This is a genomic window from Nostoc linckia z4 (assembly GCF_002608075.1).
Taxonomy (GTDB): Bacteria; Cyanobacteriota; Cyanobacteriia; order Cyanobacteriales; family Nostocaceae; genus Nostoc; species Nostoc linckia.
In genome coordinates this window covers 72,692-91,036 of record NZ_LAHA01000004.1, presented here as the reverse complement: position 1 = coordinate 91,036, position 18,345 = coordinate 72,692, and the positions used below count along the sequence as shown (strand labels likewise).

The following is an 18,345-nucleotide window of genomic DNA, read 5'->3' as shown; positions in this document are numbered from 1 at the left end:
ATGAGCAACTGAATGTTGACGATTGTTTATTCAACTGGAGAATTATCAAATGCAAAACAATACTCCAAGCATCTCAGAACTACAAGAACTTTCATTACAACTTCCTGAAAAAATTCCTTACTTAAAAATGTTAGTTCTATTTGGCTCTAGAGCTACTGGTAATATAAATGCCAAGAGTGACTGGGATTTTGCTGTTTTGTATGATCAAAAACAACGTGAGGCTTACGTGAAAGATAATGCTTTACGTTGGTTTGAATTACCTATGCAGATTGGCGAATTATTCAAAATCAATTCTGACCTTATTGATATTGTAGAACTTAATCATTGTTCAGAGCTAATAGCCCATTTTATTGCTTGTGATGGGATTATGATGTTTGAAAAATATCCTGGACAATTTGAGGAATTTAGATTAACCTCACTAAAATCCAAATCAGAGTTAAAAAAATTCCGTGAAGAGCAACACAAAATTATTGAAAAAGAACTAAATAAGTGGGGAGTATGAGTAATATAGATCCCGAAATAATTTTAGTTAGGCTGAGGTTAATTACAAAATATTACAACACTTTAGAAGAGTTTCGCTCTGCTAGCCTTGATGACTTCTTAAGTGATTTTCGTCAACAGCTTGTTGTAGAAAGACTACTGCAATTAATGACTCAAGCTGCAATAGATATCAATGAACACATATTATCAAAATTAAGTCCCGGAAATTCGGTTACTAATTTTGAAGCTTTCATTGAACTTAGCAAATATCAAGTAATTACACCAGAATTAGCAAAACAAATAGCACCATCATCAGGATTAAGAAATCGTCTTGTTCATGAATATGACGAAATAGATCCTTACCAAGTTTTTAACTCTATCAGTTTTGCATTGCAACAATATCCGCTTTATGTTCGCCAGATTAACTCTTATTTAATTTCATTGAGTCAAGAAGATGATTAAAAAAAGCAAAATTGCTAATAAAGTTCAACAATTATCACTTTTAGAAACAGAAAACGATATAAATTCTCAAGTAATGGATGAAGATTGGTTATCGGGTGATTTTGGATTTGATGGTGATTCTTCAGACCGCACTATCGAAATAGAAGCTGAACTACTCACACTCAAATTACTACGTGAAGCAATACAAACACAAAATCCAGGTGATAAAGTTATGGCGGATTTTGGCGAGTATGTTTTACCAAACTTACTGCGGATAGCAATTGGTGTCACTGCTAAGGGTGGTAAGTTTTTTGATGAAATTGACCAAAAACGAGAAGCAGAAGGGAAAAGTAAAGTTAGGCGAGATAACGCTGCTGACCAATCACTCAATACTCACTTGCTTAATGGTTTATTTCCCGCAAATTTAATTGAGAAAAAATTAGAAAATCTCGATACCACCGTCCGGCGAGTTGTGAAAGAACGGGAACGGCGATTAGTAATTGCTGGATTTATTCTACATGACTTTGAAAAATTTCCCGATGCACCTGAAGAATGTCGCAAATTACCTTTAGAAAAACATCGGCAAATCGTTGAGGAAAAAGTTCAAGAATTAGGACTTGATAAATTTATCAATTCAGAGCATCCTGAAGCGTATAAGGAATATATCGATGATTTGTTGTGTATGGCTTATAATGCACAAAGTCGGTGGGATACTAACTGGAATTTTTCGGAATTTGGTCTAAATCCTGTTCTTAAAGACCGCACTATTCGCAGTTTATGTGATTTAACTCGTTTAGCTGATTTACTCGCATCAGTTATTAAACATCCCCAAGATGCAGAACATAGAGCCTTAAATGATATTCTCCACAGTCTTAGTGATGGGCAATTACAATTTACCTATCACCGCATTGCTGAAAATCGTGGTGTTTTAACTAATGTGGTGAATAATGCTGTAATCCAAGCTTACACTAGCCTGAATACTGATGAGCATACATATTATGAACCCTTATTATATCTGCCAACAGGTGTAATTTACCTCGCTGCGCGTAATGCTCCTTCAATCTCTGCAACAGATTTACCAGACCTTGTAGTTAATAATATTAAATCTCTGTGTGCTGGTCAATTGCGTTTGAGACAAACAGGATTTGGTCGAGATGGTAAAGGGATGAAATATGCCGAATATTACAACTTATTTTTTGATTCTCCAGGCTTGATGCAAGTGGCTTTAGATGCAACTCTACGCATTTTAAATTCTAATAAACCATCAGTCGCCAAAAGCCGGAGTGAAAATTTAGTCAAGTTTCAACAACAAGGAGTTTTACCACCCGAATTTGATTTCAACTTTGCTGATGATATCCGTATTGACCAAATTGCAGAGTTTGGTGATTTAGTGAGTCGTAAAATTTGGGAAGAAACTGTTAATCGTCTTGAAGCTGTTCGCAAAAAAGATAAAAAGTTACCAGAAATACCGAGTTTAAATTTGATTCATCAGGTAGCTGAATTTTGGAATTTAACAGAATATATTCCTCAAATTCGCTACATTGAGCGCATTAATGAAAGCCTGAAAGAAAATAACTTAAAGGGAAATACAGGCGGAGTTCCTTATGAATGGTATTATCTTGCAGCTAAATATCTGGAAAAACATCCTGGTATTGAAAATGTCAGAGAAAGTTGTCAGGAAGTTATCAACTATTTAACAAACTTAATTTCTCCAATTCTTGCACAATATGAGTTACCTGATGGTTGGGATGATTTAAGGGAATGGGTAACGCGAGTTGTGATGTTACCAAGTACAAATCAACAACTATCATCCAAAATTCAAAGTGAGAATTTTTTCCAGGAGTTAGATAATTATAATGCTGCGAAAAAACCTGGACGAGGACGGCAATTAATTTGCTCAATTTCCCATTCTGCTTACACTGTAACCGAGCAAATGGAATCAGCAGTTTTATTTACACCCCAAGTTTATACAAATAAACAAATGTTGGGTGGTTCTAATGCCAAGCGTAATATTTCTAGCATTGCGGGTGTAGAAATGATGCTCAGGCAAATTTTGATGAATCAAACCCAAGCAGTAGGTAAAAGATTTGAAGATGGGAAATATCGCTATCTCTACTTTTATCCGACTTATTATTTTACACCAGAAACTAATAAGTTTTTACAAAAAGCTTATGGTGGAATTGCTCAAACTCGCTTTGATACGAGTGTTCGCAATCATTTTATTACTAAGGATTTGCAAGCTCATTTGGCTAAGAAAGATTATCAAAGTGTGGATAGTTTTTTGATTGATGAAAACTTAGAAGACGATAAAGACCGCACATTTAAGCTTTCCTATCCTGAAGACCAACCTTTAACATTTTACTTCATGGCGCTACCACCAGGACGAGATAGCACTGATACAGAATCTTGGGTAATGCCTAGCTGGTTAGCGTTTGCTTTCCCGATGATTTTGGATGTGAAAACAGTGGTTTCTGAGTCGCCAATTCCACCATTTAATGATGGTGCTGAGTTTGAAGAAAGCGTTTTTCTTGACAGTGCGCCTCATGCGTTTCGTGCTTTGGTAAGAAGAGACAGGTTTCGGTTGGATTACATTCTTGAAGGTTGGAATGAAAATGGTATTGAATATCCAGCACCTTTAAATGTACTTACCGCTGCTTACGCGATTCATTTAGATGTGAATGCGCGACAAGGAAAGTCTGGTTATGATGCCAATTGGGGAAGATTTACGGAACTAGCAAAAGATTTTGAAACTAGTCCGTTGTATGTCTTTTCTTATCTTAACCGTTGGGTACGTAACCAGGGAGTGGAAACAGCCAGAATTGAAAAAATTCGGCTTTATACCTATCATTTTTATCCATGCTTTGACCCCTATGCAAAATTTGACCGTATCAATGAGGAATTAATTGTGGGAGAAGAATCAAGTCTGAATCATCCAAAGAAATTAACTGAACTTTATCGCCGTTTTTATCGAGCGAATAAGCGTTATAATCCCAAGTCTAATGCTGTGTTGAAACCGATTGATATTGCTGCTGAAACTATACTCAAAGCTGAGTTAAGTGTGTTTCATGGTGAAACACTAGTTGCAGCAGTAGCAGCAGAGGTTTTTAAACTGATGGATCGGGTGCATTCTTCGACAGCAGAGGGACGCTGGATAATGAGTAAACGCGAAGAAGAACGGCTGGCTGTTTTAGAATTTGCACGGTATTTTGTAGAGGAGGTATTTGATAAATCTTTTGCAGGCGATCGCGCTCGTTTAGCCGGTCGTCAACTCAACTTAATTCGAGATACTTGTGAATTTCTTTACCGTCTAGAAGACGACAAGGAAAACTTAGCAAGAAATGAAAAATCTCCGGAATCAGATAATGAAAATGAATAAATACATTTTTTTGTGATATACCTGATTAATTTCATTTTTTGGAAAAATAAACTCAATTTTTGGAGGCTTATTATGGCATTGCTTAAAGCAGTTGATAGCAAATTATTCCAAGCTGAAATTCCCTATAAACCTATGGGTAAATACGCTCATTTTTTAACGATTCGCATTACAGAATCTTATCCGCTATTTCAAACAGATGGCGAACTCAATAAAGCAAGGGTTAGGGCTGGAGTCAAAGATAAAACCACAATTAGCCGTCTATCAATGTTCAAACGAAAGCAGTCAACACCAGAACGTTTGGTTGGTCGTGAATTACTGCGTAATTATGGTTTTATGACAGATAAAGAATGCGAGTATAACGTAGCGTTTGCAATGGATAATCCTGATTGCATTATTTACGGTTTTGCTATTGGGGATTCTGGCTCTGAAAAATCGAAAGTTGTTGTCGATACAGCATTTTCAATTACACCTTTTGATGAATCACATGAAACTTTTACTCTAAATGCTCCTTATGAAAATGGGACAATGGCAGCAAAAGGAGAAAAAAAATCAGATGGTAAATTAGATGGTGAAATAGGTGCAGTCACAGCTAGAATTAACCAACAAGACCACGTTAAGCCGCAAGTTTTTTTCCCCAGTATTGTCACACTAAAAGACCCCACTGAAGCTAGTTTTCTTTACGTCTTTAATAACATCTTACGCACTCGTCACTATGGAGCGCAAACAACCCGTACAGGTCGCGTTAGAAACGAATTAATTGGTGTTGTATTTGCAGATGGCGAAATTACTAGTAATTTGCGTTGGACTCAAGGAATCTATGACAAAATGCAATCAAATAAAACTATTAATTCTCCTGAGCCTTTAGATGAAGATGATGTAATTAGTGCTGCGAAAAGTGCAATTGAAAGTTTAATGGCTGATGAATTTATCGTTCATACCGACTTTATTGGTGATGCTTTTAAACCTCTTTTGAATGAAGTTAAAGTTCTCACAGGTAGCGAAACAGGAATCAAGTCAATTTTACAAAAAGCTGATGCGGAAGCTAAAGAATACGCCAAAAAACACATCACTAAAAAGAAAACTGCTGCTAAGGCTGGATAATAGCTATGCCAATCATCTATTGCTGTCAATTAGAACTTCATGACAGCCTTTATTATGCAACTCGTGAAATCGGGCGACTTTACGAAACAGAACCAGTAATTCACAACTACGCACTCTGCTATGCGTTAGGCTTAGTAGACAGCGAAATTTACTCTACTACTGTCACTGAAGAACATTCCTATCGTTACTTTTGTTCCGAACAAGTTCCTAAATATGAGGCACATTTAACACCGCTAAATCAACAAGGAATTTATGTAACTCCTGGGCGTGCAATTAAACATACTGCTATTCTCAACACATGGAAGTATGCTAATAATAACTATCATGTGGAAATGGAGAAAACGCAAAAAAATATTCCTAGTTTTGGTAGGGCGAAAGAAATTGCACCGGAAAGTCAATTTGAGTTGTTTATCATTTCTCAAAAGCAACTGAAGCTACCAAAATGGATTCGTTTAGGTAAATGGATGAGTAAAGCTGAAGTCACAATTCAAGAAGTTACGAAAATTGAATTAAAAACAGGTGACTTTACTTTTTCTTACCCTTTAAATCCTTTGGATGTGATGTTTACTCATCAAGTTGTTAGCTACGATGTGGTAAATATGCCCCCGGTGAGTTTGATTCAAAATGTCAGTATTCGCCAAGGACAATATTACGAATTCGATAGTCCCAATAAAACTGAAAAGTTGCGCTTACCTGCAAAAATGCAGTATCGATTTAAAGCTTAATTTTAACGTTTCAAGGTGACTGGAAAAATTACTCTCTGCGCCCTCTGCGTCTCTGCGGTTTAATAGTAATTTATCTAACCACAGAGGCGCAGAGAACACAGAGATAAGAGGTGAAAAAGGGATTTTTGACCCTTGAAAATAGTAGCAATGCCTACCTTACATCTACCATTTTAAATTATTCATGCCCCACAGCCTCGTCCTTAACTTGATTCCCCAATCTCCCATTTACCCGGAATTTTTGACTGGGAGACATTACCACGCATTATTTCTCACTCTCATCAATTCTGTTGATTCTAGCTTGGCAGACTATCTGCACTCGTCTAACGCAGATAAAGCCTTTACTCTCTCGCCGTTGCAAATACAACGACAACACAAACAACATCACCAGATGTTGCAATTTAGTCATCAAAAACCGATTCCGGCTGGTACTCCCTGTTGGTGGCGTATTTCTCTACTTGATGACAGTTTGTTTAGTAAATTAACTGGACTTTGGCTCAATCTTAACCCGGAACATCCTTGGCATTTGGGTTCTGCAAATTTACATATTACCAGTATTCAAGGTACTCCGCAATCTACGCAACCTTGGGCTAATGCTTGCAGTTATACACAATTGTATGAGCAAGCTAGCGATCGCGATCGCACTCTCAATTTCACTTTTGCTACACCGGTATCTTTCCGCCAAGGTGGATATGATAATGTCCTTCCTATCAAGGAATCTGTGTTTAATAGTCTTTTGAGTCGTTGGAATAAATACAGTAGAATTGAAATTTCTAGTATTTCTATTGAATCAATTTATCCCAGTGCTTTTGACATTAATACTGAAGTTATCAGTAACTATGAAAGTAAGTTTATCGGTTGTGTTGGTGGCATTAGCTATCGAATTTTAGGTGATGTTGAGCCGTTATTAATTAAGCAAATCAATGCTTTAGCTAATTTTGCATTATACGCAGGATTGGGACGGAAAACAACAATGGGAATGGGAATGGTGCGACGAGTATAAAGGGCGTTGCTGAATATAGATATGAATTTAGCTCACGCAGAGACGCAGAGGCGCAGAGAGTAAGAGTTTGAGATTTGCAATTTTGAAATAGTTAATCAAAGATATGAATGAAAGTGACTACATTGCTATTGCGGCTTTAAATCAATATAGCTACTGTTCCCATCGCTGTTGGCGAATGTTTTGTGCTGGAGAATTTATTGATAATCAATACACAATTGAAGGCACAAGTTTACATGAGCGAGTGCATACTGTTGGTGAGGGACAACGGGAAGATATTTGGCAAATAAGAGCTATTTGGCTGAAGTCTGAAAAATACAAATTAATCGGTAAATCTGATTTAATTGAATCGGAAAATGGTGAGTGGTATCCAGTAGAATACAAACGAGGACGTAAGGGCGAATGGGATAATGATGAATTACAAGTTTGCGCCCAAGCTTTATGTTTAGAAGAAATGACTGGCCAAGTTATTAATACTGGCTATATCTACTATGCACAAACTCATCAACGCCAATTAGTGGAGATTTCTCAAGAATTACGCCAAAGTGCCATCGCCACTATTGAAGCCGTGCAAACACTGTTATTTACGGGTGCAATGCCCAAAGCTATCAAATCCAAACGCTGTGATGGATGTAGTTTATTTTCACACTGTTTACCTCAAGCTGTAGAAAAATTACAACGCTATCAAGAAGCGAGTTAATCAGAATTCAGAATTCAGAATTCAGAATTCAGAAGTCAGAATTCAGAAGTCAGAAGTCAGAATTCAGAAGTCAGAAGTCAGAAGTCAGAAGTCAGAAGTCAGAAGTTAGAAGTCAGAAGTTAGAAGTCAGAAGTTAGAAGTCAGAAGTTAGAAGTCAGAAGTTAGAAGTCAGAAGTCAGAATTTCAACAGAGTTTTTAGAGCAATCAAATTCATTTCAGTGCAAAGTTACTCTTGTAGAGACGCGATGAATCGCGTTTTAAAAACCAGTTTTTTTGTTAATTTAGGATGTAATTATGGGTACAGTATACGTTACTCAAGAAGATGCTTTTATTGGGAAAGTTGATGAAAGGCTACATGTCAAGTTTGAAAAAAAGACAATTTTAGATGTGCCATTAATTAAGATTGATGGTGTTGTAGTTTTAGGACGCGCTACTGTTTCGCCAGCAGTTATATCTGAACTGCTAGAACGACATATACCTCTGACTTTTCTCACAGAAAATGGTCGTTATTTAGGAAGGATAGAACCAGAAGTGACTAAAAATATCTTTGTGCGTAAAGCTCAATGGCAAGCAGCCGGTGAATCAGCCCAAGCAATTCATATAGTACAAGGTTTTGTGCGCGGAAAGTTGAAAAATTATCGAAATCTTCTCAACCGCCGTCAACGTGAAAATCCAGATTTAGATTTATCTGTAAATGTAACACGTTTAGAGCAAGCGATCGCTCCCATTGAAACTACTCAAAATATTAACTCACTGCGCGGTTTAGAAGGTGCTGGAAGTGCTGCTTATTTTGGTTGTTTTGACCAATTAATTAGGAGTACAGAATTTAGTTTTGATAAACGCGTCCGCCGTCCTCCAACCGATCCGGTAAATTCTTTACTCAGCTTTGGCTATTCGTTATTGCGCCATGATATTCAAGGTGCTGTCAATATTGCCGGATTCGATCCATATTTAGGATATTTGCATTGCGATCGCTACGGTAGACCATCATTAGCATTAGACTTAATGGAAGAATTTCGTCCCTTAGTTGTAGACGCAATTGTATTGTCTGTATTAAATAGACAATTATTAACAAAACCAGATTTTATCACAGAACCATTGAGTGGAGCAGTTTCTCTAACCCCAGAAGGACGAAAAAGATTTTTGCAGCAATATGCACAAAAAAAACAATCGGAATTTAAACATCCCGTATTCGGACGCAAATGTACTTATCAAGAAGCATTTGAATTACAGGCTCGATTATTAGCAAAATACTTGATGGGTGAAACCGAAAAATATCCACCATTAGTGTTGAAATAGAAACTTAGCTATTTTTCATAATAATTCGTAATTAATAAATCTTTAATTACGAATTACCTTACCAAAAAGCGGCCTAGCTCATTACGAATTACTAATTATTGAGTCATTGGTGTAGAAAATGCAGAAAAAACTAGCAATGAATGTTGTTGTGTCTTATGATATTTCTGAAGATAAACGCCGTACCAAAATTCACAAAATTCTCAAGTCCTATGGACAATGGGTACAGTACAGTGTATTTGAATGTCATCTGACAGATACTCAGTACGCAAAATTGCGATCGCGTTTGAACAAGTTAATTAAACCTGAAACCGATAGTATACTTTTTTACTTTTTGTGTGCCTGCTGTCTCGGTAAAGTTGAACGTATTGGTGGCGAAAAAATTCGTGATGACTCTATTTTCTTTGCTGAGTGCGCGGATGGGTAGATGTTGAAAACCAAATTGCAGCAAGCAACCTTCAAATTCCTCTGCTGCAAGAGTTTTGGGGAAAATAGCTCAGAAAGTACCCGCGCACCTTATACAGACTAGGTTCTAGCCATTTTCCTCAAACCCAATGTCCATTTCACATGCTATGATTTCCTCATCCGCGCTACCGAACCTTGAAAACCCAATACAAACAATGTTTCAGGCTACCGCCATTGAAATTTCATCTACTCCCTATTAGGGATTGAAACTACTTGTTTGCCAAATGCTTGAATGCTCCCGAAGATTGAAATTTCATCTACTCCCTATTAGGGATTGAAACCTGGCTGTAACTTAGCTTCAAAACTTTCAGCTTCAAATTGAAATTTCATCTACTCCCTATTAGGGATTGAAACACTTTATATAAACCTGAGTTTAAGTTTACCAAAAATTGAAATTTCATCTACTCCCTATTAGGGATTGAAACGGGATAAAGCAGACCCTTACAAGCTAGAACCCGATTGAAATTTCATCTACTCCCTATTAGGGATTGAAACTACTATATCTGGCAATCCACAGACGGGAAGCATTAATTGAAATTTCATCTACTCCCTATTAGGGATTGAAACTGCTTGGACTGAGATTTCAAATCCTGAATGCGCCAATTCTGCATTGAAATTTCATCTACTCCCTATTAGGGATTGAAACACAGATGAAACCTAATGTGCAGAGATAGTTAATACATCGCTAATAAAACTGAGCAAACCTCTGCGTACCTTTGCGCTGTCCTCCGCGCCCCTCTGCGTTTAAAAAATTATTTCCACACCTCACTTAACTAAAAATCCCTATAAAAAAGAGAGAAATTAAAACTGATTCCTCAATCAAATAGAAATCATCACATTCAATAGTGAAACACCAATATCCAGCATCCAAAATCCGAAGCTGACTATAGTGTTAGGAACTTTTTTTTTAAGAATTTACCTCCTGAAATATCCGAAATTTGTGGTAATTCAGTTCTATTTAATGATTCAACAAAACTCAAACCCAGAGACTTACTAGAAATGCTTTGAGTGTAGCTAGCATTAAGATAACGAATATATTGTGACTTTCCTGCAATATAACTTTGGAAAAAAGGCAAACTTAAAACAGTCATATAACGACGCGCTTGGGAAGCATCGCCAATCATATCAGCAGGTAATGATACTTGTTGGTTTGTAGGATTTGCATTACCAATAATGGAAAAGTGAGTACCACCTACAAGCATAACAAGATACTTTTGGGGATTTGCTAACCAAGAGAAAGGTAGAATTTGTTCGTATAAAGCTGGTGCAACAGTATCATCACTACTGCTAACAATCATCACTGGAGTTTTTATTTGATTTAAGCCAGCTTCACCGAAAATAGAACTAGTAACTGGATTAACTGCGATCGCTGCTTTAATTCTCTCATCCCGCAGGCTATAATTTTTTCCAAAATTATTAATATTCAATTCCAAAGCACGACACTGAAGCAGTAAAGACATGTTCCAAGTTTTTTTCAATCCTGTTAACTGACAGTCTTGTTTTAACTGCTCAAAATTAATTTTAGCGCCCGCCAAGGCTAAAGCTGTGTAGCCTCCCAAAGATTGACCAAATACACCAACGTGTTGCACATTTAACCGATTTTTAAACCGTGAATCAAATTGGTTAGCTTTTTCCAATTGATTCAATATATACGTAATATCTAAAGGTCGGTCTTGAAATTCACTTGGTTGTGCTAGTTCGTTGGTGTGTTTATTCAACAGTGAAGGCGATTTTGTTGTATCGCTACCAGGATGATTGGGGACAACTACAGCAAATCCGTATGATGCTAAATGAGAAGCTAAATATTGAAAATTGCTGCTGTCTAAACCCAAGCCGTGAGAAATCACAATTACAGATGCGGGAGTTGAAATTTTGGGAAGATAAACATCAGTTATTAATAGACGATGGCGTTGAGAATCCAAAAACTTTAATGTATATTTTTGTGATTTATATTTTCCCGGAATTTCTAACTTAGGTAATTGTGATAAATTTGATTCTTGGATGCTATTAGCTTCGATATTTGACTTTTGGGAAACTGCCGCGATCGCTCGATGGGTTTGATTAACAAGTTTATCCAATTCCGTAGCTATTTGAAAAGTCTGCGCTACATCCAGATGAATGCTTTTGCTTGGATATTTACGTAACACATTTAAAAGTGTTAAGCCTCCTGATTCTCCAGATGCTAAAATCAGCGCCGAACGCAAAGCAGCAACTTCTGATTCTGGCTGAGGAGATTTGCTTTTAATCACTTGCGCCAACCGATGCAGTAGAAATTCTCCTTGGGATGTGTACAAAAGTTGCGAAACTATTGGCGGACTAACTTTCACACGATTTAGTAAAATCCGTCGCAATTCTTCAAACTTTTCAACAGGTAAATATTGTTGATATGCAGCTAAATCACCTTCGATTACACCTGTTTTAGCGTAATTTTCTAAAGCCGTCACAGAAATTGACAGCTCTAAAGCTGAATAAGACGCATAAATGCGTTCTGCTGCCAAAACAGAATTACTCATTCCAAACATTGGCAGCATCATTGACAGAACCAGCAATAGAGAATTTTTTCTCAGGGTGCTGGCCCAATTACCAAACAAACTATTCATCGCTCAACTGTTTCGGTAGTCTGGTTTTGACGTGTTGGCTTTGGTAGTTTTTCGGCCACCCTGCTACGTTGATAAAAGAATTCAGAAGTCAGAATTCAGGAGTCAGAATTCAGAATTCAGGAGTCAGAATTCAGAAGTCAGAAGTCAGAAGTCAGAAGTCAGAAGTCAGGAGTCAGAATTCAGAATTCAGAAGTCAGAATTCAGGAGTCAGAATTCAGAATTCAGAATTCAGAAGTCAGAAGTCAGAAGTCAGAAGTCAGAATTCAGAAGTCAGAATTCAGAAGTCAGAATTCAGAATTCAGAATTTATTATGATTTCTGTATCAATTGCAGATAACACAGCATTACCAAGTGCGCGAGCATCTGAATAAATGGGTTTTAAACCCCCTACAAAATCATAAATTTGACAGTCAACAGTCAACAGTCAACACTCAACAATCAACAATCAACAATCAACTGTCAACATTAATCCCGCCTTCCAAATTCTTCTTCAAACATTTTTTTTGGCTATCAATTGAACAAATTAAATCGCTACAAAGTCAAACTTGTGGGAAAAGTATCGATTTTACAGAAGCATGACTTCAGTAGTTCGCCTTCACTAGAAAATCATAACAAACGAAAAAATATCTTGCCTCAGTATCTATGTTGTAACTTTGAACATGGCACAACTTTGATTGAGAAAAAAATAGCAAAATTGTTGAAAAAATTATTATTACAATGAAGAATAATTCCGAATTCAGAATTAATCACGGTTTGTAGTAAGCACTTTAGTTCTTGATTTTTTAAGCACTAAAGTACTTACTACGAACATTTTTTACTACAATATTAATGGGACAGACCACCAGAATGAATTCTGACTTCCGACTTCTGACTTCCGACTTCTGACTTCCGACTTCTGACTTCTGACTTCTGACTTCCGACTTCTGACTTCCGACTTCTGACTTCCGACTTCTGACTTCTGAATTCTGACTTCTGAATTCTGAATTCTGAATTCTGACTTCCCACTTCTTCAATCACTTTTACCCAAAGCAATAGCCACTGAACCCGCGACTACTAAACCTGCTCCTAATATTCCAACAAAAGTGAAGCGTTCTGGTGGAATTAAATCAGGTGCGATCGCTGATACAATGGCAACTGATATTAATGTGACAATGGGAGCTAACGCTAATACTGCACTTACTCTTGATGCTTCCCAATGTTCTAATGATTCAGCAAAAGCACCATAAGCAATTAGAGTATTCAAAGCACAAAAAATCAACATTCCTGAGTGCAAAGTATCAAGTGTAAAAATTGATTTCACTTTAGCTAGGGGAGTGAATAATAAAGCACACCCTCCGTAGATAATTAGCATGATGCTAGGGGAAGATAAAAATTGTAATAATTGCTTTTGCGCCAAAGCATAAATCGCCCATGCTGCTGCTCCTAGCACAATCAAAATGCTACCTATTATGTAGGTATTAGGTGCTGTAATTAAATTCGTTAGCTGTTCCCGAAAAAATAACAAGTAACCGCAACTCAGTACACTTACACCAAGCCATTGATACAACTGATAACGTTCGTGAAAAATTACTAAACCGCCCAAACCTAATAAAACAGTAGCTAATTGAATCAGAACTTCAGCATTCGCCGGTGATGTTAAGGCCAGCCCTTGCATAAATAAAAAGTAATTCATCGCTAAAAAGAATGTAGCGATCGCTAATAATTTCCTAGAACCAGAACGCAATTGTTCCAATCTTGGTAATTTTCCACTTGTTCCTAAATACACAAAAAGCAAAACAAATGATACTAGAAAACGAAACCAAATCACTGTATATACATCCAATGCTTGCAGAGTTACCGCCAGAGCAATTGGTAAAATTCCCCACAATAATACTGTCAGCAATGATAACGCCAGCCCTAAGCGCCAGCGACCAGAAATTTGATGTAGTGACATTTAAATATGCTCTGCAAACTATGGCTAATAATCAACTTAAACATATATATTCTACATATCTAAATTTTATCAACCTCTTACTAGTTAAGGATATCAACGATTTTTTCTCTAAAAAATGTAAATAAAGATTGCTGATTTTCATCAATTGAGTTATGCCTTCATGGGTTTTTTGTTCACATAAAATTAGTAATTCTTTTACCTAAACAATAAATTTCATGGTTTTTACTGAACGTATAATTTTTTTCAGTCTTAATTTATAACCAACAACTATGGGGACTATACCCGTAATAGTCTTGGTGCTAGTTTTGACTAGCCTACCAATTTATTTACTACTCAATTCAACAGGTAGATTTTCGCTCAAATTTTTGGTCGCCAGAATCAAGCAAGCAATTCCAGGCTTAGCTAATCAGCCAAAATTGCAGCGTTATGAATTACCTATTGACATCAAGCCCCAAAGGCAAAGATCTAAATCTGGCAAGTTTAATCCTTGGAGATGGAGATTTTCCAAAACCATAGTAATTGCTGTGATGATTATGGCAGCAGTAATAGCTGGAAATACCGTCTCAGCGCAGATTACCACATCGCCACCTTCCCTCAAAAGTGTGCCTGTTCCAGAACCAGACAATCTCAGAGACTTTATCAAAGACAAAGCAGCCGCCATCAAATTAGGAAAGGCTTTTTTTTGGGATATGCAGGTGGGTAGCGACGGCGTGACCTCCTGTGCCACTTGTCACTTTCATGCTGGAGCCGACAATAGATCCAAAAATCAAATAGCTCCCGGACTATTGCGGGTTAACGCAGATGGGACAGAGAATCCCGATACAGTTTTTGACATCGGAGGACTACCAAACTACCAACTCAAGCCACAAGATTTTCCCTTCCACAAACTAGCAGACCCCAACGATCCTAACAGCGTCATATCCGATCGCAACGATGTCAGTTCTTCCCAAGGAGTTACCAATACGAAGTTTGTTGATGTCGTACCTGGTAGTGCGGAAGACCAAGTACAAACTCAGCCAGATCCCGTGTTTAACGTGGGAGGCGTAAATGTGCGTCGCGTCCAGGCCCGTAACACCCCAAGCGTAATTAATGCAGTATTTAACTTCCGCAACTTCTGGGACGGAAGGGCACAGAACATCTTTAATGGGGTGAATCCTTTCGGCTTGAGAGATCCCAACGCTTCTGTTGTCAAAGCCAAAAATCTAAATCAGCTGGAATTTGTCAAAATTAGCCTGAATAATTCCTCTTTAGCATCCCAAGCAGTTGGGCCGCCACTCAGTTCCTTTGAGGTGTCTGCTGATGGTCGGACTTTTCAAGAAATTGGTGATAAATTTGGCCGAACCAACCCTAGTAAAGGTAAAAAACTACCCCGAAAACTTGCGAAAAAGTTATTTCCTCTGAGACCGCTAGGTAAACAGCTTGTGCATCCACAAGATAGCGTTTTAGGTGCAGATAGCAGATGGCCTAGACCGGGACTCAAAGATAGAACCTACGATCGCATGATTCAAGATGCCTTTAAACCAGAGTGGTGGAAGTCTAACAAACTCATCCAGGTTGATTCCCAAGGTAGACGTACTTTCGTCAAAAGACCCGATCGCTCCTTGGAGACTAATGAATATACATTGATGGAGTACAACTTCTCCCTATTCTTCGGTCTGGCAGTTCAGTTGTACGAGTCTACACTCATTTCCAATGACACACCCTACGATCGCTTCCTAGAAGGTAAAACCACCGCCCTCACCCAGCAGCAGCAACTAGGTAAACAACTATTTGAAGGTAAAGCTTTGTGCATTGGTTGTCACACTGCACCAGAATTTACCGCCGCTTCAGTGAGCAATGTCACCAAGAACGGACGAATCAAACGTGCGCCGTTCCCACCAAACAGCCCCGAAGATAATGGCTTCTTCAGAATTGGTGTTAGACCAAACACAGATGACCTTGGCTTGGGTGGTAACGATGGTTTATTTGGTAACGGCCAAGGTAATCCCTTGTCAGAGGCTCGATTGGCGCAGCTAGGGAAATTTCAGCTTCTCCTTGGTGAAAATCCCCCTACCCTAAATCCACCGTTGCAGCCCACTGAAACCGTAGTTGCCGATGGAGCTTTCAAAGCACCCGGACTTCGCAACGCGGAACTCACTGCTCCCTACTTCCACAATGGAGGTCAAGCAACTTTAGAACAAGTCATTGATTTTTACAATCGCGGTGGTGACTTTGGAGCGCTTCCCCGCCTGAATCTTTCACCAGAAGAAAAACAGCAATTAGTAGCCTTCTTAAAAGCGCTAACCGATGACCGAGTCCGTTATGAAAAAGCACCCTTTGACCACCCGCAACTGTTTGTCCCCAACGGACATCCCGGTGACACCACAAAAGTCACCAACGACGGTACTGGCAAAGCCACAGATAGCTTAATAGAAATTCCCGCCGTTGGTAAGAATGGTGGTAATGGTACGCCGAATTTCCTGAGCTAAGTAGAGAGATGAGGGGGATGAGGAGACAAGGAAGAGGGGGTAGACAAGGAGAGAAGTCTGAGCGGAGGTTTCCTCCGTTCGCCCTTGGCGTTGCCGCAGGCATCAGAACTTCGGAGAGAAAGATTGCTACCTTGTCCCCCTTGTCTCCCTTGCCCCCCTTGTCTCCCTTGCCCCCCTTATCCCCTTCCCATTCCCCACTCCCTACTCCCCACTCCCTTTTACTAACGAGTGCGTAGGCGTAGCCCGCCGGAGGCATCGCCAAAAGTCGGTTCTATGTTGCTGACTTTGGTTTGGTCTAGGTAATTGTAGACTCTGCGAGAAACTTCACGGACAAAATCTCCGGCTTTGGGGTCGTAGTTTGGTCTTTGTACTAAAACACCGGCTAAATAGCTTTTGCCGTTGGGCATTTGAATAATACCCGCGTCACCAATGATGAATCTCAACGTACCGGTTTTGTGGGCGATGGTAGCTCCTTGACCAATGCCAGCTGGTAGTAAACTATTGGTTTTGACACGACGCATAATACCTAAAACTTGATTGCGGCTATTGGGAGAGAGCAAACGATTATTAGCAACTAACGCTGCCAATCTCACCAAATCTTTAGAACTAGTTGTATTTGTGCCGCCAACGTCTGGAAGTAAATTCTGCATTGCTGTATTTTGCAATCCCCAGCTACGAAAACGTTGGCTAACTTTTGCTGCACCGCCCAAGCGATCGAGAACCATATTGGTTGCAGTATTATCGCTGATTGTCATCATCAAAGTAGCAGTTTCCAGGACACTAAATTTAGTGCCAACGGGCTTGTATTGCATAGTTCCAGCTTCACCAACCCTTAAATCACGCCGCATCACTAATTTATCTGTGAGTTTGATTTTGCCAGCGTCTATGTCTTGAAAAAGAGCTACTAATAAGGGAAATTTGATTGTGCTGGCAGCAGCAAATCTTTTTTCACCATTAATATCTATATAGTTCCCTGTTGCTAAATCTAAGAAAAAGATTCCCGGATTTAATGATTTATAATTCGCTAACAAAGTGCGAATTTGAGAACTAAGACCAACCATCTCTTGCCCAAGATGGACAACTCCCGCAAATGTTGAAGCATCTGTGGATTTAATCGCAATATCTTCTCGATTTTCTCCAACAACAGGAGTATTTTCCCGGTTAAAAGAATTGAATTGGACTATCCAATGAGAAGGAGAATCTCCTTTAATTGATATATTTTGCGAAGTAATATCATAACCAGGAGCTAATTCGATAACAAAACGAGTTGTTTGAGCATCTGGTTTACCAATGCGAATTTCTTTAATTGCCTTCCCAAAATTTTGCTTGACGCTCTCAGAATTAAAACTAGTTCCAGGTAAATCAATTACTAATCGGTTGGGATTATCTAATAAAAAAGCTTGTGGTTCTACTCCAGAAGTGGTAGTTAAATTTAATTGATTTTGGCTAGAATCAAAATACCAAGACTGTAATTGTGATGCTTTCGCTTGTCCTGCAACCAAAACTAAACTGCTTAAACCAACGGCCAGTAGATGTGATTTCATGTTGTGATTGTGTGTGCAAGTAAGTAGCAAGTAATCAACTTTACTTAGATTGTTTTCTGATGACTGTGTTGAACTTCCGGATAAAAATTTTAAATCCCATTGAGTTATTTTTTGAGATGTCTTTGGGATTAGATAAGCACAACAAATCATCATTACTCATTAAAAGTAAATCGCTGAGAATTTTGTTTGTGATGTGAGTTGACAACAACAGAAATTGTTA

At 38.4% G+C, this 18,345-nt stretch carries 13 protein-coding genes and 1 CRISPR repeat array; of the genes, 10 read left to right on the top strand and 3 right to left on the bottom strand.

The window, feature by feature from the left end; all coding sequences use genetic code 11:
* The first annotated feature begins 49 nt into the window (after positions 1–49).
* The 9 genes from mntA (at position 50) to cas2 (ending at position 9,543) form a co-directional block, all read left to right on the top strand.
* The gene (mntA, locus tag VF06_RS05185) at positions 50–502 is read left to right on the top strand and encodes a type VII toxin-antitoxin system MntA family adenylyltransferase antitoxin (protein WP_099066178.1); all 453 of its coding nucleotides are present in this window, start codon (positions 50–52) and stop codon (positions 500–502) included.
* Positions 499–942, top strand: coding sequence for a type VII toxin-antitoxin system HepT family RNase toxin (gene hepT / locus VF06_RS05180; RefSeq protein ID WP_099066179.1), 444 nt, complete (start codon positions 499–501; stop codon positions 940–942). The genes mntA and hepT overlap by 4 nt, the downstream gene beginning before the upstream one ends.
* Positions 935–4,297: a type I-D CRISPR-associated protein Cas10d/Csc3 gene (cas10d, locus tag VF06_RS05175; protein ID WP_099066180.1), complete on the top strand. Its 3,363-nt coding sequence runs from the start codon at positions 935–937 to the stop codon at positions 4,295–4,297. The genes hepT and cas10d overlap by 8 nt, the downstream gene beginning before the upstream one ends.
* Before the next feature lie 72 nt (positions 4,298–4,369).
* Positions 4,370–5,398, top strand: a complete 1,029-nt coding sequence (gene cas7d, locus VF06_RS05170) for a type I-D CRISPR-associated protein Cas7/Csc2 (protein WP_099066181.1) — start codon at positions 4,370–4,372, stop codon at positions 5,396–5,398.
* A 5-nt stretch (positions 5,399–5,403) separates the two neighbouring features.
* Positions 5,404–6,123 carry a type I-D CRISPR-associated protein Cas5/Csc1 gene (cas5d, locus tag VF06_RS05165; RefSeq protein ID WP_099066182.1) on the top strand — a complete coding sequence of 240 codons (720 nt, stop codon included), beginning with the start codon at positions 5,404–5,406 and terminating at the stop codon, positions 6,121–6,123.
* Positions 6,124–6,304: 181 nt separating this feature from the next.
* Positions 6,305–7,123, top strand: coding sequence for a CRISPR-associated endoribonuclease Cas6 (cas6, locus tag VF06_RS05160; protein WP_099066183.1), 819 nt, complete (start codon positions 6,305–6,307; stop codon positions 7,121–7,123).
* A 103-nt stretch (positions 7,124–7,226) separates the two neighbouring features.
* Positions 7,227–7,820 carry a CRISPR-associated protein Cas4 gene (gene cas4 / locus VF06_RS05155; protein WP_099066184.1) on the top strand — a complete coding sequence of 198 codons (594 nt, stop codon included), beginning with the start codon at positions 7,227–7,229 and terminating at the stop codon, positions 7,818–7,820.
* Positions 7,821–8,114: 294 nt separating this feature from the next.
* Positions 8,115–9,119, top strand: a complete 1,005-nt coding sequence (gene cas1d, locus VF06_RS05150; protein ID WP_099066185.1) for a type I-D CRISPR-associated endonuclease Cas1d — start codon at positions 8,115–8,117, stop codon at positions 9,117–9,119.
* A 136-nt stretch (positions 9,120–9,255) separates the two neighbouring features.
* Positions 9,256–9,543 (top strand): CRISPR-associated endonuclease Cas2, encoded by a 288-nt coding sequence (gene cas2, locus VF06_RS05145; RefSeq protein ID WP_099066222.1) that lies wholly within the window; start codon positions 9,256–9,258, stop codon positions 9,541–9,543.
* A gap of 211 nt (positions 9,544–9,754) precedes the next feature.
* A CRISPR array of direct repeats spans positions 9,755–10,227; the repeat unit is 37 nt; unit sequence ATTGAAATTTCATCTACTCCCTATTAGGGATTGAAAC.
* Positions 10,228–10,465: 238 nt separating this feature from the next.
* Here the strand turns inward: cas2 and VF06_RS05140 are convergent.
* A complete protein-coding gene (locus VF06_RS05140; RefSeq protein ID WP_100793663.1) occupies positions 10,466–12,181 on the bottom strand; it encodes an alpha/beta hydrolase in 1,716 nt (571 codons plus the stop codon).
* Between the two features lie 1,008 nt (positions 12,182–13,189).
* Positions 13,190–14,113: a DMT family transporter gene (locus tag VF06_RS05125; RefSeq protein WP_099066187.1), complete on the bottom strand. Its 924-nt coding sequence runs from the start codon at positions 14,111–14,113 to the stop codon at positions 13,190–13,192.
* 269 nt (positions 14,114–14,382) lie between these two features.
* On the opposite strand from VF06_RS05125, the gene VF06_RS05120 reads away from it, so the two are divergent.
* Positions 14,383–16,581, top strand: coding sequence for a cytochrome-c peroxidase (locus VF06_RS05120; protein WP_099066188.1), 2,199 nt, complete (start codon positions 14,383–14,385; stop codon positions 16,579–16,581).
* 221 nt (positions 16,582–16,802) lie between these two features.
* Here the strand turns inward: VF06_RS05120 and VF06_RS05115 are convergent, their stop codons facing one another.
* Entirely contained in the window at positions 16,803–18,125 is a 1,323-nt protein-coding gene (locus tag VF06_RS05115; RefSeq protein WP_099066223.1) for a serine hydrolase, read from the bottom strand.
* Positions 18,126–18,345: the final 220 nt, after the last annotated feature.

Excerpts from the sequence above, each read along its gene's own strand:
- mntA (WP_099066178.1), top strand. The coding sequence starts at position 50 with ATGCAAAACAATACTCCAAGCATCTCAGAACTACAAGAACTTTCATTA.
- hepT (WP_099066179.1), top strand. The coding sequence starts at position 499 with ATGAGTAATATAGATCCCGAAATAATTTTAGTTAGGCTGAGGTTAATT.
- cas10d (WP_099066180.1), top strand. The coding sequence starts at position 935 with ATGATTAAAAAAAGCAAAATTGCTAATAAAGTTCAACAATTATCACTT.
- cas7d (WP_099066181.1), top strand. The coding sequence starts at position 4,370 with ATGGCATTGCTTAAAGCAGTTGATAGCAAATTATTCCAAGCTGAAATT.
- cas5d (WP_099066182.1), top strand. The coding sequence starts at position 5,404 with ATGCCAATCATCTATTGCTGTCAATTAGAACTTCATGACAGCCTTTAT.
- cas6 (WP_099066183.1), top strand. The coding sequence starts at position 6,305 with ATGCCCCACAGCCTCGTCCTTAACTTGATTCCCCAATCTCCCATTTAC.
- cas4 (WP_099066184.1), top strand. The coding sequence starts at position 7,227 with ATGAATGAAAGTGACTACATTGCTATTGCGGCTTTAAATCAATATAGC.
- cas1d (WP_099066185.1), top strand. The coding sequence starts at position 8,115 with ATGGGTACAGTATACGTTACTCAAGAAGATGCTTTTATTGGGAAAGTT.
- cas2 (WP_099066222.1), top strand. The coding sequence starts at position 9,256 with ATGAATGTTGTTGTGTCTTATGATATTTCTGAAGATAAACGCCGTACC.
- VF06_RS05140 (WP_100793663.1), bottom strand. The coding sequence starts at position 12,181 with ATGAATAGTTTGTTTGGTAATTGGGCCAGCACCCTGAGAAAAAATTCT.
- VF06_RS05125 (WP_099066187.1), bottom strand. The coding sequence starts at position 14,113 with ATGTCACTACATCAAATTTCTGGTCGCTGGCGCTTAGGGCTGGCGTTA.
- VF06_RS05120 (WP_099066188.1), top strand. The coding sequence starts at position 14,383 with ATGGGGACTATACCCGTAATAGTCTTGGTGCTAGTTTTGACTAGCCTA.
- VF06_RS05115 (WP_099066223.1), bottom strand. The coding sequence starts at position 18,125 with ATGAAATCACATCTACTGGCCGTTGGTTTAAGCAGTTTAGTTTTGGTT.